17 protein-coding genes are annotated in these 20,055 nt (G+C 42.3%); all 17 read left to right on the top strand.

Annotation, left to right across the window (positions count from 1 at the left end):
- Nucleotides 1-17: 17 nt before the first annotated feature.
- The 17 genes from BLR82_RS02130 (at nucleotide 18) to BLR82_RS02050 (ending at nucleotide 19,696) form a co-directional block, all read left to right on the top strand.
- Nucleotides 18-2,060, top strand: coding sequence for a chemotaxis protein CheA (locus tag BLR82_RS02130; RefSeq protein WP_074597355.1), 2,043 nt, complete (start codon nucleotides 18-20; stop codon nucleotides 2,058-2,060).
- Between the two features lie 65 nt (nucleotides 2,061-2,125).
- Nucleotides 2,126-2,596 (top strand): chemotaxis protein CheW, encoded by a 471-nt coding sequence (locus BLR82_RS02125; RefSeq protein WP_074597354.1) that lies wholly within the window; start codon nucleotides 2,126-2,128, stop codon nucleotides 2,594-2,596.
- 6 nt (nucleotides 2,597-2,602) lie between these two features.
- Nucleotides 2,603-3,238 (top strand): chemotaxis protein CheC, encoded by a 636-nt coding sequence (locus tag BLR82_RS02120; RefSeq protein WP_074597353.1) that lies wholly within the window; start codon nucleotides 2,603-2,605, stop codon nucleotides 3,236-3,238.
- Nucleotides 3,235-3,732 carry a chemotaxis protein CheD gene (locus BLR82_RS02115; RefSeq protein ID WP_074597352.1) on the top strand — a complete coding sequence of 166 codons (498 nt, stop codon included), beginning with the start codon at nucleotides 3,235-3,237 and terminating at the stop codon, nucleotides 3,730-3,732. Before BLR82_RS02120 ends, BLR82_RS02115 begins: the two co-directional genes overlap by 4 nt.
- Nucleotides 3,733-3,787: 55 nt before the next feature.
- Nucleotides 3,788-4,561, top strand: coding sequence for a FliA/WhiG family RNA polymerase sigma factor (locus BLR82_RS02110; RefSeq protein ID WP_074597351.1), 774 nt, complete (start codon nucleotides 3,788-3,790; stop codon nucleotides 4,559-4,561).
- Nucleotides 4,562-4,773: 212 nt separating this feature from the next.
- Nucleotides 4,774-5,079 carry a hypothetical protein gene (locus BLR82_RS02105; RefSeq protein WP_074597350.1) on the top strand — a complete coding sequence of 102 codons (306 nt, stop codon included), beginning with the start codon at nucleotides 4,774-4,776 and terminating at the stop codon, nucleotides 5,077-5,079.
- 9 nt (nucleotides 5,080-5,088) lie between these two features.
- A complete protein-coding gene (locus BLR82_RS02100; protein ID WP_074597349.1) occupies nucleotides 5,089-5,601 on the top strand; it encodes a DUF6115 domain-containing protein in 513 nt (170 codons plus the stop codon).
- 157 nt (nucleotides 5,602-5,758) lie between these two features.
- A complete protein-coding gene (rpsB, locus tag BLR82_RS02095) occupies nucleotides 5,759-6,505 on the top strand; it encodes a 30S ribosomal protein S2 (protein ID WP_074597348.1) in 747 nt (248 codons plus the stop codon).
- Nucleotides 6,506-6,616: 111 nt separating this feature from the next.
- Nucleotides 6,617-7,501, top strand: a complete 885-nt coding sequence (gene tsf / locus BLR82_RS02090) for a translation elongation factor Ts (protein ID WP_074597347.1) — start codon at nucleotides 6,617-6,619, stop codon at nucleotides 7,499-7,501.
- A 146-nt stretch (nucleotides 7,502-7,647) separates the two neighbouring features.
- Nucleotides 7,648-8,370 carry a UMP kinase gene (pyrH, locus tag BLR82_RS02085; protein WP_074597346.1) on the top strand — a complete coding sequence of 241 codons (723 nt, stop codon included), beginning with the start codon at nucleotides 7,648-7,650 and terminating at the stop codon, nucleotides 8,368-8,370.
- Nucleotide 8,371: 1 nt separating this feature from the next.
- Nucleotides 8,372-8,929, top strand: a complete 558-nt coding sequence (frr, locus tag BLR82_RS02080; protein WP_074597345.1) for a ribosome recycling factor — start codon at nucleotides 8,372-8,374, stop codon at nucleotides 8,927-8,929.
- Between the two features lie 148 nt (nucleotides 8,930-9,077).
- The gene (locus BLR82_RS02075; protein ID WP_074597344.1) at nucleotides 9,078-9,848 is read left to right on the top strand and encodes an undecaprenyl pyrophosphate synthase; all 771 of its coding nucleotides are present in this window, start codon (nucleotides 9,078-9,080) and stop codon (nucleotides 9,846-9,848) included.
- Between the two features lie 15 nt (nucleotides 9,849-9,863).
- The gene (locus BLR82_RS20695) at nucleotides 9,864-10,655 is read left to right on the top strand and encodes a phosphatidate cytidylyltransferase (RefSeq protein WP_074597343.1); all 792 of its coding nucleotides are present in this window, start codon (nucleotides 9,864-9,866) and stop codon (nucleotides 10,653-10,655) included.
- A gap of 27 nt (nucleotides 10,656-10,682) precedes the next feature.
- The gene (gene dxr / locus BLR82_RS20690) at nucleotides 10,683-11,828 is read left to right on the top strand and encodes a 1-deoxy-D-xylulose-5-phosphate reductoisomerase (RefSeq protein WP_074597342.1); all 1,146 of its coding nucleotides are present in this window, start codon (nucleotides 10,683-10,685) and stop codon (nucleotides 11,826-11,828) included.
- A 15-nt stretch (nucleotides 11,829-11,843) separates the two neighbouring features.
- Complete coding sequence (rseP, locus tag BLR82_RS02060) at nucleotides 11,844-13,100, top strand: RIP metalloprotease RseP (RefSeq protein WP_074597341.1); 1,257 nt, start codon at nucleotides 11,844-11,846, stop codon at nucleotides 13,098-13,100.
- Between the two features lie 448 nt (nucleotides 13,101-13,548).
- Nucleotides 13,549-15,246 carry a proline--tRNA ligase gene (locus BLR82_RS02055; protein WP_074597340.1) on the top strand — a complete coding sequence of 566 codons (1,698 nt, stop codon included), beginning with the start codon at nucleotides 13,549-13,551 and terminating at the stop codon, nucleotides 15,244-15,246.
- Nucleotides 15,247-15,403: 157 nt separating this feature from the next.
- Nucleotides 15,404-19,696: a PolC-type DNA polymerase III gene (locus BLR82_RS02050; protein ID WP_074597339.1), complete on the top strand. Its 4,293-nt coding sequence runs from the start codon at nucleotides 15,404-15,406 to the stop codon at nucleotides 19,694-19,696.
- The last annotated feature ends 359 nt before the right edge of the window (nucleotides 19,697-20,055 follow it).

Below are 20,055 nucleotides of genomic sequence, written 5' to 3'. Positions count from 1 at the left end.
CAATGGGGGAATAAACCATGGAAACAAATGAATATTTAGAGGTATTTATTGACGAAAGCAAGGAACATATCCAGTCTTTGAATGATCACTTATTGGAACTGGAAAAAAACCCTTCCGATTTGACGATGGTCAATGAGATTTTTCGATCCGCCCATACATTGAAAGGGATGTCGGCAACAATGGGGTACCAGGACTTGGCTGATTTAACCCATAAAATGGAAAATGTCCTGGATGCTGTACGAAACCAACAGTTAGTGGTGACTACGGCCATTCTGGATGTTGTTTTCGAGGCAGTGGATCAGCTAGAAGAAATGGTGATGGATATTGCTTCTGGAGGAGAGGGAAGAAAAGATGTCGTACATTTGGTTGAACAACTGAATGCGATAGAGAGAGGCGAGGCCCTTCCGGAAGAGAACAGCAATACGGCTGCACCTGTTTCAGAATCCGACCATCAACCACAATCGACTCTGGTTTCGACACTTGATGAATTTGAAATGACCGTATTAAGGGAATCGAATGACCAAGGATATCAAAACTTGGAATTACATATAACATTACGTGAGGATTGCCTGCTTAAGGCTGCAAGAGTGTTTATGGTATTCGAAATCCTCGAACAATCTGGCGAAGTCATCAAGTCGGCTCCTACTGTTCAGGATTTGGAAGAAGAAAAATTCGAACAATCCTTCACGGTTTTGTTGGTGACAAAAGATAAAGCGGAAGAAATAGAAAAGAAAGTAATGAAGGTTTCCGAAATAGAATCGGTCAAAGTACAAAACTTTTCGATCGAACAACGTTCTAGCCAATCAGGCAATTCTGAAGATACAAATAAACTATCAGAGGAAAAGGGTGCGACAGCAGTAGCAGAGGCACCTGTAAAGCAAGAAAAGGATACAGCGAAAAAAGCTCCGGTGAGCAACAAGACAATCAGAGTAAACATCGACCGTTTGGACGCTTTAATGAATTTATTCGAAGAGCTGGTCATTGACCGCGGTCGACTGGAACAAATTGCGGATAGTTTAAAGCATACAGAACTGCAAGAAACAGTCGAACGGATGACCAGAATATCTGGAGACTTGCAAAATATTATCCTGAATATGCGTATGGTTCCGATTGATCAAGTATTCAATCGATTTCCGCGTATGGTTCGGCAGCTTGCAAAGGATTTAGGAAAACAAATCAACCTTGAAATTGAAGGTGCTGAAACAGAACTGGATCGTACGGTGATAGATGAAATAGGTGACCCACTTGTTCATTTGATTCGAAATGCTCTCGATCATGGTGTTGAATTACCGGAAGTAAGAGAGCAAAAAGGCAAACCACGGGAAGGGTCTTTAAAGCTCAATGCCTATCACAGTGGCAACCATGTGTTTATTGAAATCAGTGACGATGGAGCCGGTATTAATCGCGAAAAAGTGATAAACAAAGCTGTCTCAAATGGTGTAGTAACCAATGATCAGGCAGAAAATTTAACAGAAAAGCAAGTATATCAATTGATCATGGAAAGCGGTTTTTCCACTGCAGACAAAATTTCGGATGTATCAGGCCGAGGAGTAGGATTGGATGTTGTCAAGAATACGATTGAATCTTTAGGAGGCAACATTACCATTGATTCAACGTTTGAAAAGGGATCCATATTCTCTATCCAGCTGCCGCTGACATTATCGATCATTTCGGTTATGCTCGTAGAAATAAAAGAGGAAAAATACGCAGTACCTTTGTCTTCGATCATCGAAACAGCCGTAATTAAGAAATCAAATATTATGTCAGCCCATAATAAAAAGGTTATTGATTTCCGTGGCAAGGTTGTACCGCTCATCGATTTGCAGGATGTTTTTGAAGTCCCCGGAGAAAAACACGATGATGAATATTGCTCCGTAATAATCATCAGAAAAGGGGATAAGATGGCAGGACTTATTGTCGATACGTTCATTGGCCAACAAGAGGTTGTATTAAAATCGCTCGGAAATTATTTGACCGATGTGTTTGCTATCTCCGGCGCAACCATTCTGGGAGATGGCCAAGTTGCATTGATTATCGATAGTAACTCGTTGATTGTATAAAAGGAAGAAGATAATAAACATACCATCAAGCAAAAATGAGGAATCAATAAAGGGAGGGCAATGGAATGCCACAAGATAATAAACAGGATATTAAAGCAATAATTTTTCAACTGAATGATGAGGAATTTGCAATTTCCGTACAGCAAGTTAGTGGAATTGAAAGAATGCAACACATCACCAGAGTTCCGCAAACTGCTTCTTTTGTGAAAGGTGTTATCAATTTGCGGGGCGTCGTTACGCCGATTATCGATTTACGTAAGCGGTTCGGGCTAGACGCGGCAGATTTTACGGACAGCACCCGGATGATTATTGTATATATGGATGAAATGGAAGTAGGATTAATCGTTGATGCAGCGTACGATGTCATCGATATTCCGGAGGAAGCGGTCGAACCGGCACCTGAGGTAGTAGGCGCCGTCGATGTGGATTATATCGAAGGGGTTGCTAAACTGGAAGACAGATTGTTGATATTATTGAATCTGAATAATGTTTTAACCGATGAAGAAGTCCGGGCGTTAAAAACCGTAGAAGGTTAAATCGCCATGTCATTTATCGAAAAACTTTCAACCTATCAACTTGATGCATTAAAGGAAGTCGGTAATATAGGAGCGGGTAACGCTGCCACGGCTTTGTCCAAGCTGCTTAACCGAAAAATTGACATGCAGACGCCAGCTGTCCGTATTGCCAGTTTCGATGAAACAATGGAATTGGTAGGAGGAGCGGAGAAAGTGATTGTATCTGTTTTCCTTCGGATAGAAGGAGAAGCACCCGGCAGCATGTTTTACCTGTTTTCACCAGAGCAGGCCGAACAATTTGTTCATCATATAACCGGGAATGATGAATTCTCGTTTACCAAACCACCATACCCGGAAATGGGATTATCGATTTTACATGAAATAGGGAATATTTTGTCCGGTTCTTATTTGACTGCTCTCTCGGATTTCACTCAAATTAATATGCAACCGTCGGTTCCCTCCTTGTCGATGGATATGGCCGGAGCGATTATCTCGGAAGGATTGATGGAGCTTTCCAGGGAAAGTGATTATGCGATCATAATCGATACAACAATACAGGAACCAGAGAGTGAAACCGAGGATATTGAAGGACATTTCTTTTTGCTTCCTGATCCGGAATCATTTGAGCGAATATTCACGGCTTTGGGAGTAAATGATCAATGAATGCAACCAATCAAATAGTAAAAGTAGGTATAGCGGATGTAAGGATTGCCAATGCCCCTGATACTTTGCGGACAACCGGGTTGGGTTCTTGTGTAGGCGTGGTTATCTACGATCTTTCTATAAAACTTGCGGGCATGGCTCATGTCATGTTGCCGGATTCCACCTTATCGAGGAACGGTGAGTTGAATGAAATGAAATTTGCTGACACAGCAATCGATTTGCTGATTAAGCAACTTTTGGACAAGGGTGCGCGCCGGTATGCCTTAAAATCGAAAATTGCGGGTGGCGCGCAAATGTTTACATTCAGTACTTCCAGCGACATGATGCGGGTCGGTAATCGAAATGCGGAGGCAGTTACTGATCGGTTGAAGTTTCATCGGGTACCGATAACTGCCATGGATATCGGCGGAAATAATGGAAGAACGATAGAATTTTCACCGGAAAGCGGTATTCTGAAAATCAGAACTGTCAATATGGGAGAATCAGAGATATAAGACACATTACTGTAAATCTTTTCAGGAATAGAATGATAATGTGAGGAGGATAACCATGTCCAAACAAACATCTCCTCTAGAAGAGCAATTGTGGGACACATGGATGAAAACAAAAAGTAGTGAAACGGCGGACGAACTTATAAAAAAATATATCTATTTAGTCAATTTCCATGTCAGCCGGATATCCACCCATCTACCTGGCAGCGTCAGTAAAGATGATTTGAAAAGTCTGGGAATGATGGGGTTGTTCGATGCTCTAAAAAAATTCGAACCTGAACGCGATTTGAAGTTCGATACTTATGCCTCGTTTAGGATCCGGGGGATGATACTGGACGGTTTGCGTAAAGAGGATTGGCTTCCGCGCTCCGTAAGGGATAAAGCAAAACAAGTCGAACAAGCTGCACAAACGCTGGAGCAATCCTATCAACGGCCGCCAAGTTCAACCGAGATCGCCGATTACTTAGGGATGTCAGCTTTGGAAGTGGAAGAGGCGGTCAAGGACTCTTTGTTTGCCAATGTACTATCGATGGAAGATAAACCAAAAGATGGCGCTGGTGATCATAAAGAAGGAATTGGCTATACATTGCCGGATAATCATGCCTCTACTCCGGAGCAGAGGCTTATTAAACAGGAAGACTACGTAGAATTGGAAGCCGGCATAAGACAATTGAACGAAAATGAACAAATGGTGGTCAGTTTGTTTTACAAGGAAGAATTGACCCTTACAGAGATCGGCCAGGTTCTTGGTCTGACGACTTCAAGAATTTCACAAATTCACCGCAAAGCGATTTTTAAATTAAGAAACTCCTTGAATAAACTTAGCCAGTGATTGTCTTTGTTGATCGAAGGAGTTTGACCTTCAGCCAGATACGCCAGCAGGAGATTTACTGTTGGAAGGAGAACTATTAGTCAAGGGCTTATAAATACAAATTGTTCCCATTCTTTGTTCGGAACGGGAGCCCTTAAAAAATAAGTGTCCTCTGAGTAGGCGTGTATCAAACATTCTGTGCTATCTTGGAGGAGTTCGAAGGGTGCGGGGGAATGAGCTGGAAATCGGTGGAAATGCAAGTGGCACTTCCGAGAGTCCAGGATGCAGCAAAGATGCAGGAACAGTTACAACAGAGGGGACAGCAAACGCAAGAATTGCTTGCGGCAGCACAACAGAACCTGGAAGAAGTCAAGCGGAAGCAAGTCAATCATTCCGAACATAAAACGGATGTACACAATAAAGAGAAGAAGGAAAAGCAATTTAACGCAAAGGATAGTCAACAAAAGAAAAAAGCCGACGAGGAAAAAACGGATAACAACCACCCTTACCTCGGGCGGAAAATCGATTTTAGTGGTTAGGGGATTTGCATGCTTACTTTTTTACTATTCATCAGTTTGCTATTACACATATTCACATTCATTGCGATTCGGCTATTGTTCCAAAAATTGCAGCAAAGTGGGAACGGAGGACAGGTTAAGACCGATTCTCTTCAACAATCGGAGGAAATGCTGAGTGCTTTTTTACATGAAATAAGAGAGGAAAATGATCGTCTGTTGAAAGAATTGGATGATCATTCGTCCAAAAATAAACAAACTGCTCAAAAAAACAGCAATGAGGGGGGTGGTTCTGCATTTGTAAAGGCAGAACAGACTCCACCATATAAACAGAGCTATAGAAAACATCATACGTCCGGCAAAGCAGAAGACTCGGAATATGTGCCGCCAATACCAGAGGTGCAACAGGATACGGTAGAAGAATCTGTCACGGCAAAGGTATATTCTTTATATGATCAAGGGTATACAGTTGATGAAATCGCCAAAAAGCTTGATAAAGGAAAAACAGAAGTCGAACTGATGGTAAAATTTCATCGAAAAAACTGATAATATGCTTGATTGCAGTAAACCCATGTGGTATATTTACTTTTGGTGTTAATACACACGCTTGTAGATTTGAACAGGAGGTGCTGACCTGTCGGTTAGTTCCTGCTCAAAGAGGACACAGGCGGAGGATAAAAAAACCAATTAGGAGGAATTTTTCATGGCAGTTATTTCAATGAAACAACTACTTGAAGCTGGTGTTCATTTCGGGCATCAGACACGCCGTTGGAATCCAAAGATGAAGAAATATATCTTCACAGAGCGTAACGGCATTTACATCATCGACCTGCAAAAAACCGTTAAAAAGGTTGATGAAGCTTATCAATACGTTAAAGATATTGCTGCAGACGGCGGCTCTGTCCTTTTCGTAGGAACCAAAAAACAAGCACAGGAATCAGTGCGTGACGAAGCTACTCGTTCTGGCATGTACTATATCAACCAGCGCTGGTTGGGCGGTACGCTTACTAACTTCCAAACAATCCGCAAACGGATTAAACGTCTGAAGGACATCGAGCGTATGGAAGAAGACGGAACTTTCGATGTACTACCTAAAAAAGAAGTAGTAGGATTGCTTAAAGAAAAAGAACGTCTCATCAAGTTCCTTGGCGGAATCAAAGAGATGAACAAACTTCCGGATGCATTGTTCATTATTGATCCTCGTAAAGAGCGGATTGCTGTTGCGGAGGCTCATAAATTGAACATTCCTATTATCGGAATTGTCGATACAAACTGTGATCCTGATGAAATTGACTATGTTATTCCGGCTAATGATGATGCTATCCGTGCTGTGAAACTTCTTACTTCTAAAATGGCAGATGCTATTTTAGAAGCTAAGCAGGGAGAAGCGGAAGAAGAAGCGGAAGTTGAAACAGAGGAAACTGCAACAGAAGAAGCAGTACAAGAGTAAGAAAAGGTTTTGTAGGGTGATAAGGGGGGGACCTTTTATCACCTTTTTTTAAGAGTTTGGATAATTACCAGGATTAGGATGTTCCTGGTCTATCATAAGGAGGAATTTTTAATGGCTGTAACTGCAAAAATGGTAAAAGAACTTCGTGAAAAAACAGGCGCAGGAATGATGGACTGCAAAAAAGCTTTGCAAGAAACCGACGGCGATCTTGACAAAGCGGTTGACTATCTTCGTGAAAAAGGAATTTCCAAAGCTGCCAAAAAAGCTGACCGTATTGCAGCTGAAGGCTCTGCTCATATTGAAGTGCAAGGCAACCAGGCAGTAATTCTGGAAATGAACTGTGAAACAGACTTTGTTACCAAAAATGACCAGTTTAAAAATTTGCTGTCCGAATTGGCAAAGCATTTATTGGAGCAAAAACCAGCATCTGTCGAGGAAGCTTTGGAGCAAAAGCTGCACGGTGAAGGTGAATCGGTTCAGGAATTCATCAATTCAAACATTGCTAAAATCGGTGAAAAACTATCACTACGTCGTTTTACTGTAGCTGAAAAAACCGATAATGACGCTTTCGGTGCCTATTTGCATATGGGTGGAAGTATCGGTGTGTTAGTCGTTGCTGAGGGAACCACTGATGAAGCTGTTGCGAAAGATGTGGCGATGCACATTGCCGCAGTAAATCCTCGTTATGTATCGAGAGATGAAGTTTCTGCTGAAGAAGTGGAAAAAGAACGCGAAGTACTAAAGACACAAGCGCTAAACGAAGGCAAGCCAGAGCATATTGTCGAAAAAATGGTAGAAGGTCGCCTTGGGAAGTTTTTCGAAGAAATCTGCCTGCTTGAACAAAGCTTTGTGAAGGATCCAGATCAAAAAGTGAAGAAATATGTGGAAGACAAAGGTGCATCTGTCAAAGGATTCATCCGTTATCAAGTTGGTGAAGGTATGGAAAAACGCGAGGATAACTTTGCCGAAGAGGTAATGAGCCAAGTGAAAAAATAATGATGGATAGGATGGGGGGACACATAGTGTTCCCTCTTTCCGCATCAGGTTGACAAGAAACCAGTCTGCAACTTGCCCTGGGTGCTTGTTGCTTGTTTTCAACAATCTTTCATCTTAAAATAAATACATATTACTGGAGGTAACCTATGACTACAGCTCGCTACCGTAGAATTGTTTTGAAATTAAGCGGAGAAGCTCTCAGCGGTGAACAGGGATACGGAATCGAACCAAAGATCATCCAATCGATAGCAGATCAAGTGAAGGAAGTTGCAGAACTTGGCGTAGAAGTAGCCGTTGTTGTCGGAGGTGGCAACATCTGGAGAGGAAAAGTTGGCAGCGAGATGGGGATGGACCGTGCTAATGCTGATTATATGGGAATGTTGGCAACGGTAATGAATTCTCTTGCGCTACAGGACAGTCTGGAAAATTTCGGGATTCCGACGCGTGTTCAAACTTCGATTGAGATGAGGCAAGTGGCTGAACCGTATATTCGCAGAAAGGCTATTCGCCATCTTGAGAAAAAACGGGTAGTCATTTTTGCAGCCGGTACGGGAAATCCATATTTTTCGACTGATACTACAGCTGCACTAAGAGCTGCCGAAGTCGAGGCAGATGTCATTTTGATGGCCAAAAACAATGTCGACGGTGTTTATACGGCCGATCCAAAGGTTGACCAAACCGCAAGCAAATACGATGAACTTACCTATCTTGAAATCTTGAATGAAGGTTTGGGAGTGATGGATTCAACAGCATCCACTTTGTGTATGGATAATAATATTCCGCTGCTGGTTTTTTCGATCATGGAAGAAGGAAACATCAAAAAAGCCGTGTTAGGTGAAAAAATCGGGACTATAATAAGGGGGAAATAACATGACTCAAGCAATTATTAAAGACACAAATGACAAGATGACACAAGCGGTTCAGGCATTTTCTAAAAACCTTGCAACGGTTCGTGCGGGGAGGGCAAATCCCTCTTTGTTAGACAGTGTCTATGTCGATTATTACGGAGCCAGTACACCTCTCAACCAGCTTGCAACTGTTTCGGCTCCTGAGGCTCGTCTGCTTGTCATAACGCCTTTTGACAAATCCGCTACAGCAAATATCGAAAAAGCAATTTTAAAAGCAGATTTAGGTCTTTCACCTTCCAGTGATGGAAATGTGATTCGCATTAATATCCCTGCTTTGACAGAAGAACGCAGGAAAGACCTGGTAAAGGTTGTCGGAAAGTATAGTGAAGAAGCAAAGGTTCAGGTCCGGAATATCCGTCGGGAATCCAACGATCAATTGAAAAAGGCAGAAAAGAATGGCGATTTAACAGAAGATGATCTACGAGACTTCCAAGATGATGTGCAAAAGGCTACTGACAAACATATTGCGGATATTGATTCACTTGCAAAGGAAAAAGAAAAAGAAATTATGGAAGTTTGACTGCATAACATGTAAAATAATAAGTAGAAAAGACCCTCTTTACTTAAGGGGGTTTTTGCACGTTAAGGAAAATACAGCTAATCCCTTATCGTCACTGCCCTGCCTGGTCAGAGCAAAAAGGAATGTAAGGCCATGATGGAGGATTACTATGCCAATCAAACTTCCCTTTATAGGTAAGACAAAAAAATATAATCAAAATGAACAAATTAGGTTGAACAAAAACACCATGCCCAAACATGTAGCGATCATTATGGACGGCAATGGACGTTGGGCGAAAAAAAGAGGCATGCCGAGAGTCGCTGGGCACAAGGAAGGCATGAGTAATGTTAAAAAAATCGTTTCTGCTGCTTCCAGCTATCAATTGGATGCATTGACCCTTTATGCTTTTTCGACAGAAAATTGGCGGCGCCCTAAAGCAGAGGTCGACTATTTAATGAAATTGCCGATGGAATTTTTAAATACATATTTACCAGAACTCGTTCAGAAAAACGTTAAGGTACAAACAATCGGCCGGTTTGACGGTCTACCCAAACATACAAGGGACGCAGTTCAAAAGGCAAAGGAACAAACAAAGGATAATACTGGATTAATCTTGAATATAGCATTAAACTATGGTAGTAGAAATGAAATCATGGAAGCAATGAAATGTTACCTGGATGATATCCAGGCAGGAAAAAAGTCGGTGGAAGACATGAATGAGGAATCTTTTTCCGAATACTTACACACGAAGAATCTGCCAGACCCTGACCTGCTGATTCGCACAAGCGGCGAACAAAGGCTCAGTAATTTTCTGTTGTGGCAGTCTGCTTACACGGAATTTTGGTTTACGGATGTCCTGTGGCCTGATTTTGACGAGCAGCTGTTTGACAAAGCATTGAGTGATTATCAAAAGAGAAAACGCCGCTATGGTGGGATATAAGGTGATGTGAGATAAATGAAGTTAAGAATAATAACTGCCGTGATTGCAATTGTATTGTTTTTTCCCATTGTTTTTTATGGAGGATGGGTATTTAAAGCACTCGTTTATTTAATTGCAACTATCGGCCTTCTGGAACTGCTGAAAATGAGAATGACTATTAATTATTTTATCCCTTTTGCGATTACCATTTTGCTGTTATGGGGACTGCTGATCCCTGTTACCGAGCAGGAGCTCATGGAGGTATTATCCATTACCAAGGCGGAAATCACGCTTATCGGTGTCCTGCTACTGTTGTCATATACCGTTTTGGTGAAAAATAAATTCACTTTCGAAGATGCGGGTTTTTTAGTACTATCGGCCATTTATATCGGTACAGGTTTTTATTACTTCATGAATGCCGGAGATGCTGGTGTTGTTTTTATCTTTTATGGCATTATTGTTGTGTTGGCTACCGATACGGGGGCGTATTTTTTTGGACGAGCTTTCGGAAGGAAAAAACTTTGGCCGCAAATTAGTCCCAATAAAACGGTCGAGGGTGCAATCGGGGGCGTTTTGCTTGCATGTGTAATCGCCGTTCTTTTCCACTGGTTGTTCCCCCTGCCACATTCTTTACCAATTATTATTGTGGTGACCATAATAGCATCGGCAGCAGGTCAGATTGGAGACTTGGTCGAATCAGCTTTTAAGAGGCATTACGATGTGAAGGATTCTGGCAAAATTCTCCCGGGTCACGGGGGCATACTCGACCGATTTGATAGCTGGCTGTTTATTTTTCCGTTGTTGCATTTCATTCATTTTATTTCCTAGCCCGGAATAGATATAGGAGCGTGTCACATGAAAAGTATATCACTATTAGGGGCAACTGGTTCCATTGGAATACAGACCTTAGATGTAATCAGAGAACATCCTGATACCTTTTCCTTGTTTGCGATGGGATTTGGTGAAAATATTGGTAAGGCTATACCGATTATTAAAGAGTTCAGTCCCAAAATTGTTGTAGTCGGGAATGACAATACTAAACGCGAATTGCAAGACTATTTCCCCCGGCTTGAGGTGATAGCCGGGAAAGAAGGATTAGTGACAATCAGCACGGCGGATGAAACGGATCTCGTTGTCAATGCCGTAATGGGAAGTGTAGGGTTACAGGCTACGTTGCAGGCAATCGAGCATCGTAAACAAGTAGCTTTAGCCAACAAAGAGACTCTGGTCACAGCAGGCCATCTTGTCATGGAGAAAGCCAAACAGCATGGGGTGCGGCTTCTTCCGGTGGACAGTGAACATTCGGCGATTTTTCAATGTTTGAACGGAGAGAACGAAAAGCAGTTGAACCGGCTTATCTTAACTGCATCCGGAGGGAGTTTCCGCGATAAGACGCGAGAAGATTTAATCGGCGTTACGAGGGAAGATGCACTAAAACATCCTAATTGGAATATGGGTGCAAAAATCACTATAGATTCGGCAACCATGATGAACAAAGGGTTGGAAGTCATTGAAGCACACTGGCTATTCGGAGTACCTTATGATCGAATCGATGTTATCATGCATAAAGAAAGTGTTATTCATTCGATGGTGGAATTTGACGACAATAGTGTCATCGCCCAATTAGGCACTCCAGACATGCGCGTTCCGATTCAGTATGCGTTGAATTATCCTGACAGACTTGAATTATCAGGGACAAAAAGGTTAGACTTAATTGAAATAGGCAAGCTGCATTTTTCTGAAATGGATCAGGAAAGGTTCCCCTGCTTGAGAATGGCTTATGAAGCCGGTAAAGAAGGAGGAACAATGACCACAGTACTGAATGCAGCAAACGAAGCTGCAGTGCAATTGTTTTTGCAAGGTCAGATATCTTTTTTACAAATAGAAGAGTTGATCAAAAAAGCACTGGATGCACATCAATCCATTAAACAGCCTGATTTGCAGACTATTTTAGAAGTGGATCGCCAGACAAGATCACAGGTGTTATCCTATTTAGATTAAAGGAAGGTGCATCAGTTGAATACCATTATTGCATTCATTCTAATGTTTGGCCTGCTTGTGTTTGTTCATGAGTTTGGACATTTTATTTTTGCCAAGCGAGCAGGAATGCTTGTGAGGGAATTTGCCATAGGCTTCGGACCGAAAATTTTTTCTAATAAAAAGAATGAAACTCTTTATACGATTCGGCTGCTGCCAATCGGCGGTTATGTCCGTGTCGCAGGTGAAGACCCGGAAATCATAGAATTGAAACCGGGGCAGCATATAGGGTTGGAGTTTAATCCAGATGGAGCGGTAAATAAAATTATCGTTAACAATAAATCCAAGCACCCAGAAGCAAGAGTGATTGAAGTGGAGCATGCGGATCTGGATCACCGGCTTCTCATTGAAGGTTATGAAATCGATGAAGAAGAAAAACTGTCCTTCTCAATCGATCCCAAAGCAGGATTCGTGATGGATGAAGTGGAAACACAAATTGCCCCATATGACAGACAATTCGCTTCAAAGACGAAGCTGCAACGGGCAATGCAATTATTTGCTGGTCCGATGATGAATTTTCTACTGGCTGCCGTTATCTTTTTCTTACTGGGAATGTTAAACGGTGTGCCTGCCGACAGGGCTATAATTGGTAATGTTGTTTCCGACAGCCCGGCTGAAGAAGCAGGCTTTCAGGATGGGGACGAGGTCATCCGGATCGGGGATACTTCCATATCTACTTGGGAAGAGTTCACAGAGATCGTGCGGGCTCATCCGGAAGAGGAATTGTCGATGACGGTTGAAAGAGACAATGAGCAAGTAGATGTCCAAGTAGTACCGAAGAGCAATGTAGCGCAGGATCAAGAAATTGGACAGATCGGTGTACAGGCAGCAACGGAAAAGTCTTTGTTGAAGGCAATTCCCTACAGTGTCAATCAGACATATGAGTGGATCAAACTAATCTTGGTTAACCTCAGCATGCTTGTAACAGGACAATTTTCTCTAGACATGCTGTCCGGGCCGGTGGGCATCTATGATGCTACAGACCAGGTAGTCCAGACAGGGGTGCTTAATTTACTGATGTGGACGTCGGCATTAAGTATCAACCTGGGTATTATTAATCTTTTGCCTTTACCCGCACTGGATGGGGGAAGGTTGTTGTTTGTCGGAATTGAGGCAGTTAGAGGTAAACCGATTGATCCGCAAAAAGAAGGTGTTGTCCACTTTATCGGCTTTGCATTGTTAATGTTGCTGATGATTGTGGTAACTTGGAACGATATTCAGCGATTGTTCTTGTAATAGCAAATTGAGTATTTTAAAGATGCTCTGTATTTAAATACCTTTGTACAAGACAATTAGAAAAGGTTTCCTTTTAGGAGGTTCGCTGCCTTCAAACAGGATTTAAATGGGTTAATTTGAAAGCTGTTTTCTGCGGGCAAGGCAATGAGTTATCGTCGTACGTTTCTTGACAAATGGAAGGAAACATCGGGGGTAACTGTGGGATTTCGCTAGCCGAAAGTACAGAAGACTTTACCTGTCCCCGCCGAAAACAGATTGTATTTCTGTAGAGAACAGTGGTTTTCGGCTTGTGCAGGTTGGGTGAAAGAAAAGAAATCATACGCAAAATTCAGTCGAATCCTATATCTTTTGAACGATTTTTAACCAGCCTTTCCATAAAGGCTGGTCATTACAAATTTGGAAAGCATGTATAGTGAAGGATGACAGGAGAAATTGAGGTGACTTACATATGAGACAAAGTAACATGCTGATACCGACACTTAAAGAGGTTCCAGCTGATGCGGAAATCAAGAGCCATCAATTATTGGTTCGGGGAGGCTTCATACGTCAAATAGCTTCTGGAGTTTATAGCTTTTTGCCAATGGGGCAACGAGTTCTCCGAAAGGTAGAAGCAATCATCAGAGAAGAAATGGATAACATTGGAGCTAATGAAATGGTCATGCCTGCTATGCAGCCCGCTGAACTTTGGAAAGAAACGGGCAGATGGAATAATTTCGGTCCCGAGTTAATGCGGTTGAACGATCGACATGACCGCGAATTCGCACTGGGTGCGACCCATGAGGAAGTTATAACAAGTATCATCAGGGACGCAGTAAAAAGTTATAAAAGACTACCGTTAACCGTTTACCAATTTCAGACGAAGTTCAGAGATGAAAAACGTCCTCGCTTTGGCTTGATGAGAGGTAGAGAGTTTGTCATGAAGGATGCCTATTCGTTTCACGATTCCTTCGACAGTCTTGATCAGGTATACCAGAAGATGTACCAAGCATATGAGAATATCTTCCGGCGTTGTGGGTTGAATTTCCGGGCGGTAATCGCTGATTCTGGAGCCATGGGCGGTAAAGATACACATGAATTCATGGTTTTGTCAGAAGTGGGCGAGGATACAATTGCATATTCAGACAGCTCTGAATATGCAGCCAATATAGAAATGGCTCCTGTAACGGCTACGTCTACATCGGAACAAGGAGAATTAAAAGAGTTGAAGGAAGTAGCTACTCCTGGCAAAAGAACGATGCAGGAGGTTGCCGATTTTTTAGAGCACCCACTTGATAAAGGGCTAAAGGCATTGATGTTCAAGGTGGATGGCAATTTGGTGTTGGTTGTTACCAGAGGCGATCATGAAGTAAATGACATAAAGTTAAAGAACCTTTATAAAGCTGAAACAGTCGAACTTGCGACAGAAGAAGAAACAAAAGCGGCACTGGGGGCTGGTTTTGGTTCATTGGGACCAGTAGGCCTGCCGGATGACATGAAGGTTGTCGCCGACCAGGCGGTAAAAAGTGCTGTCAACGTAACCTGCGGCGCAAATAAAGATGGCTATCACTATGTCAACGTTAACCCGGGTCGCGATTTCAAAGTAGATTCCTATGCTGACCTTCGTTTTATTCAACAAGGCGATCCTTCCCCCGATGGAAAAGGAACCATTCAATTTGCTCGGGGAATTGAAGTCGGACATGTGTTTAAACTAGGAAGCATCTATGCCGAGCGAATGGGTGCTACGGTTTTGGATGAACAGGGAAAAGCTAAAACGATGAACATGGGATGTTATGGCATAGGAGTGTCTAGAACTGTTGCTGCGATTGTTGAACAGTATCACGATGAAAGAGGCATCACCTGGCCTGCACATCTAGCTCCATTCCAAGTGCATCTGCTGGCTTTGAATATGAAAAAAACCGAGCAAAAGCAATTGGCTGAAAAAATTTACGATTCCTTAAAAACAGCCGGTGTTGAAATACTATTTGATGATCGTGCGGAAAGAGCTGGCGTCAAATTTGCCGACAGTGATTTAATAGGGATTCCACTCCGGATAACTGTAGGAAAACGAGCTGGAGAAGGTTATGTAGAACTTAAACAGCGAGCTACAGGAGAACAAACAGAAATTCATGAGTCGGAATTGTTAAGACAATTGAATAACTTGGTCTGATTGGTAATCAAAACCCTTGTCTGTTTTCTAATGACAAGGGTTTTCTAAAGTAGTAAAATTGTAAAATAAGAGCTTTTTCAAAGCCAGTATACAGGTCGGAGAAGCCGAGCCATGCTGCTAAATCTAGTATGATGGTCGTAAATGGGGAGGAAGAAAGATGGACATATCAGGTAAAGAAAAGCTTGGTTTACTGTTGAAGCAAATCGATATGCCCGACGAGTTAATCCAACAGCATTTTCAGGATAGTTATTTAGCTAAATTGGAAGTCCATACGCAACAAAAGCAATGGCATTTTCACATAAATGTACCACGAATTCTGCCACCTTCCGTCTATCAGTTGTTCACTGCAAAACTACAGGATGCTTTTTCTCAAATTGCAGCGATTAAGTGGACGATTTATGCGGAAAACAAAACATTGTCTGATGCCGATGTTTGTACTTATTGGAAGCATTTTGTTCATTCACTTACAGATTTATCACCGGCTTATCGGGATTTGGTTCATGAACAAATACCCAAGGTAAACGGTAATAAGATTATGTTAACTTCGCGGAATGAAGCAGAAGCCAACGCACTCCGAAAAAGACTGGAGCCTGGCTTTAAAGGCTACTGTCAAACAATCGGAGCGATGAATTATTTATTGACGGTTGAAGTAGGAGACGAACAAGAGAACATACAAAAATTCAGAGAACAAAAAGCAATGGAAGATCAGCAACTTGTTCAGAAGGCTGTTAAGGACAAACAGGAAAGAGAGAAACAAAAGGCCGAAGGTGCGTTCGAAGGACCGCTAACCATTGGATACAGAATCCAGGATGAAATCGTCCCGATGGAAAATATCGTGGAAGAAGAGCGGAAAATGGCAGTGCAGGGATATGTGTTTAGCTCGGAAGTCAGGGAGCTTCGTTCTGGCAGGCATTTGTTAATCGCAAAGGTAACGGATTACACGGACTCTTTCCAGTTGAAGATGTTTTCCAAAGGTGATCAGGATGCAGAAAAATTTTCCAAATTAAAGCAAGGCATGTGGATTAGAGCACGAGGAAGCATTCAAACAGATAATTTCACCAATGAACTGACGATGATGGTACAAGACATCAATGAAGTGAAAGCGGAAAAAAGAACCGACAAGGCCCCTGAAGGGGAAAAGCGAGTGGAACTACATGCGCATACTGCCATGAGCCAAATGGATGCCGTTGTTTCAGCTGGAAGGCTAGTACAGCAAGCTGCTGAGTGGAAGCATTCAGCGGTTGCCATTACTGATCATGCTGTCGTCCAGTCCTATCCAGAGGCCTATGCGGCGGGGCAAAAACATGGCGTAAAAGTTATCTATGGGTTGGAAGCTAATATTGTCGATGATGGAGTCCCTATTGCGTACAATGAAACGGATTTGGAGCTGGAGGACGCTGTTTATGTCGTATTTGACGTGGAGACAACTGGTTTATCTGCGGTTTATGACACGATTATCGAGTTGGCCGCCGTTAAGATGAAAGGCGGGGAAATCATCGATCGTTTCGAAGCCTTCGCCAACCCGCACCACCCTTTATCTCAGACGACAATTGACTTAACTGGAATTACTGATGATATGGTGAAAGACGCGCCGGAAGTCGGAGAGGTATTGAAGGATTTTCATGAATGGATGAGTGATGCGGTATTAGTTGCCCATAATGCGAGCTTCGACATGGGTTTCTTGAATGAAGGACTAAAAAAAATCAGTTTTGAAAAAGCTGAAAACCCGGTGATTGATACGTTAGAGCTTGCGCGTTTTCTGTATCCATCCTTGAAAAACCATCGCTTGAATACGTTATGTAAAATGCTTGATATTGAGCTGACACAGCACCACCGGGCGATTTATGATGCCGAAGCAACGGGGTATTTGCTGTGGAAGCTGATAAAGCAAGCGTTCCAAAAAAATATCGTCAACCACAATCAATTCAATCAGCATATGGGAGAGGGGAACGCTTATCAGCGATCAAGACCTTTTCACAGCACGTTGCTGGCAGTGAATTCAGAAGGCTTGAAAAATATTTATAAGCTGGTATCTATGTCTCATGTCGACTATTTTTACAGAGTACCAAGGATTCCCCGCTCTCAACTACAAAAGATGAGAGAAGGCATACTGGTTGGCTCCGGATGTGATAAAGGGGAAGTATTTGAAACGATGATGCAAAAATCCAAGGAAGAGGCAGAAAAAGCTGCTGAATTCTATGATTTCATTGAGATACAGCCCCCTTCAAATTATTACCATTTAATTGAAAAAGAGTTGGTAGGAAATGAAGCTCAGTTGTATGACATCTTGAAAAATTTAGTGGAATTGGCTGATGGTATGGGAAAGAAGGCCGTCGCTACGGGTAACACCCATTATATTGATCCACATGAAAAATTGTACAGGCAAATTTTGATTTCTTCACAGAACGGCAATCCGTTAAGTCGTCAAACACTGCCTGATGTTCATTTCCGGACAACAGACGAAATGATTGATTGTTTTTCCTTCCTTGGCGAAGAGAAGGCAAAGGAAGTCGTTGTCAAAAATAGTCAATATATCAGTGATTTAATAGAAGAAGTCTCTCCTGTGAAGGAAGATTTGTACACACCGAACATCGAAGGTGCAGAAGAAGAGATTAGGCAAATGAGCTATAGCATGGCGAAAAGCATTTATGGTGAGGAGCTTCCGGAGATAGTTACCAAACGGATTGAGAAAGAACTGGAAAGTATTATCGGGCATGGCTTTGCGGTTATTTATTTGATTTCACACAAACTGGTGAAAAAGTCACTGGACGATGGTTATCTCGTTGGCTCCAGGGGTTCAGTAGGATCATCTCTGATTGCAACCTTGACAGAAATCACAGAGGTCAATCCGCTGCCTCCGCATTATGTCTGCCCGTCATGTAAGCATAATGAATTTTTTAATGATGGAACGGTCGGTAGCGGCTTCGATTTGCCGGACAAGGATTGTCCTGAATGCGGACAACCGTTGAAGAAAGATGGACAAGATATTCCGTTTGAAACGTTTCTAGGCTTTAAGGGTGATAAAGTACCTGATATCGATTTGAATTTTTCTGGAGAATATCAGCCGAAGGCACATAACTATACAAAAGTTCTGTTCGGAGAGGATAACGTTTATCGTGCAGGAACGATCGGTACAGTCGCCGAAAAGACTGCTTATGGCTTTGTAAAAGGGTACGCAGGCGACAATCAGCTACAATTCAAAAACGCTGAAATTGACCGTCTGGTCCAAGGCTGCACCGGGGTTAAGCGTACCACCGGACAGCATCCTGGCGGAATTATTGTCGTACCGGATGATAAAGAAATTTATGATTTTACGCCTATTCAATATCCGGCTGACGATCGGAATTCAGAATGGAAGACCACACATTTTGATTTCCATTCCATCCACGATAACTTATTGAAATTGGATATTCTCGGACACGATGATCCGACTGTTATCCGGATGCTTCAAGATTTAAGTGGAATTGATCCGAAAACGATACCGACAGACGATCCGGAAGTAATGAAAATTTTCTCCGGTCCGGAATCATTGGGAGTAACAGCTGATGAAATAAATTGCAAGACAGGAACGCTCGGCGTGCCTGAATTTGGTACAAAATTTGTGCGTCAAATGCTGGAGGATACCAATCCAAAGACCTTTGCAGAATTAGTAATTATCTCTGGATTGTCCCACGGAACAGATGTATGGCTTGGCAATGCACAGCAATTGATCAATGACGGTATATGTGAATTGCCTGACGTAATCGGGTGTCGCGATGACATCATGGTATATTTGATGCATAAGGGATTGGACGCATCGCTTGCTTTTAAAATCATGGAGTTTGTCAGGAAAGGTAAGGGGCTTCAAGATGAGTGGATAGAAGAAATGAAAAAACACGATGTCCCTGATTGGTATATTGAATCATGTAAGAAAATTAAGTATATGTTCCCTAAGGCCCATGCTGCAGCATACGTACTTATGGCCGTGCGTATTGCTTATTTCAAGGTGCATTACCCTATTCTCTTTTATTCCGCTTACTTTACGGTCAGAGCCGGCGACTTCGAATTAGAAACGATGATCAAAGGAGCAGATGCCATCAGAAAAAGAATCCAGGAAATCACCGTGAAAGGAAACGATGCTTCGCCAAAAGAGAAGAGCTTGCTGACAGTTTTGGAAATTGCGTTGGAAATGAATGCGAGAGGCTTCTCTTTCCAAAAGGTCGACTTGTATAAGTCAAGTGCAACAGATTTTCTGGTAGACGGGAACTCGTTGATTCCACCATTCAATGCTGTGGACGGCTTAGGTACGAACGCCGCATTGAATATTGTGAAAGCCCGTGAAGAAGGAGAGTTTTTGTCGAAGGAAGATTTACGTGAGCGAAGCAGGATTTCTAAAACGGTTTTAGAGTATCTGGATAATCATGGTTGTCTGGAAGGGATGGCAGATGCCAACCAGCTATCTCTTTTCTAATCAACTAGGCTGTAAAGGCATTATCTTGCATTAAATTGTTAGATATGGTATATTTTCTATGGTAAGCATTGATACGTAAGCAGAAAGAGTGGGTGAACCCCACTCTTTCTTCATACCATTTTCTTTTTTGCAATGGAACTTTGTTGACTGAACAGGATGCGTGCACAGCATGGATTTATTTCTGTTTTGTGCCAAAGCTGCCGGTATTGTTTCTCACATTGCTTGAGGTCTCTGTTTCTCGCTTTTGTTAACACAGTAATAGGTTGGAAGCTGATGAGTTCCCTTGTCAATTATCTAAATGGCAAGGGTTTTGTAATGATGGAGCCGGAAGTGGGCAAGGTTTTCCGTTCAAAATGAAA

It is taken from the genome of Sediminibacillus halophilus (assembly GCF_900103695.1).
GTDB lineage: Bacteria > Bacillota > Bacilli > Bacillales > Amphibacillaceae > Sediminibacillus > Sediminibacillus halophilus.
This window is presented reverse-complemented; position numbering and strand designations above follow the sequence as displayed.

Coding starts and splice junctions, on each gene's coding strand:
- BLR82_RS02130 (WP_074597355.1), top strand. CDS start 18: ATGGAAACAAATGAATATTTAGAGGTATTTATTGACGAAAGCAAGGAA.
- BLR82_RS02125 (WP_074597354.1), top strand. CDS start 2,126: ATGCCACAAGATAATAAACAGGATATTAAAGCAATAATTTTTCAACTG.
- BLR82_RS02120 (WP_074597353.1), top strand. CDS start 2,603: ATGTCATTTATCGAAAAACTTTCAACCTATCAACTTGATGCATTAAAG.
- BLR82_RS02115 (WP_074597352.1), top strand. CDS start 3,235: ATGAATGCAACCAATCAAATAGTAAAAGTAGGTATAGCGGATGTAAGG.
- BLR82_RS02110 (WP_074597351.1), top strand. CDS start 3,788: ATGTCCAAACAAACATCTCCTCTAGAAGAGCAATTGTGGGACACATGG.
- BLR82_RS02105 (WP_074597350.1), top strand. CDS start 4,774: ATGAGCTGGAAATCGGTGGAAATGCAAGTGGCACTTCCGAGAGTCCAG.
- BLR82_RS02100 (WP_074597349.1), top strand. CDS start 5,089: ATGCTTACTTTTTTACTATTCATCAGTTTGCTATTACACATATTCACA.
- rpsB (WP_074597348.1), top strand. CDS start 5,759: ATGGCAGTTATTTCAATGAAACAACTACTTGAAGCTGGTGTTCATTTC.
- tsf (WP_074597347.1), top strand. CDS start 6,617: ATGGCTGTAACTGCAAAAATGGTAAAAGAACTTCGTGAAAAAACAGGC.
- pyrH (WP_074597346.1), top strand. CDS start 7,648: ATGACTACAGCTCGCTACCGTAGAATTGTTTTGAAATTAAGCGGAGAA.
- frr (WP_074597345.1), top strand. CDS start 8,372: ATGACTCAAGCAATTATTAAAGACACAAATGACAAGATGACACAAGCG.
- BLR82_RS02075 (WP_074597344.1), top strand. CDS start 9,078: ATGCCAATCAAACTTCCCTTTATAGGTAAGACAAAAAAATATAATCAA.
- BLR82_RS20695 (WP_074597343.1), top strand. CDS start 9,864: ATGAAGTTAAGAATAATAACTGCCGTGATTGCAATTGTATTGTTTTTT.
- dxr (WP_074597342.1), top strand. CDS start 10,683: ATGAAAAGTATATCACTATTAGGGGCAACTGGTTCCATTGGAATACAG.
- BLR82_RS02055 (WP_074597340.1), top strand. CDS start 13,549: ATGAGACAAAGTAACATGCTGATACCGACACTTAAAGAGGTTCCAGCT.
- BLR82_RS02050 (WP_074597339.1), top strand. CDS start 15,404: ATGGACATATCAGGTAAAGAAAAGCTTGGTTTACTGTTGAAGCAAATC.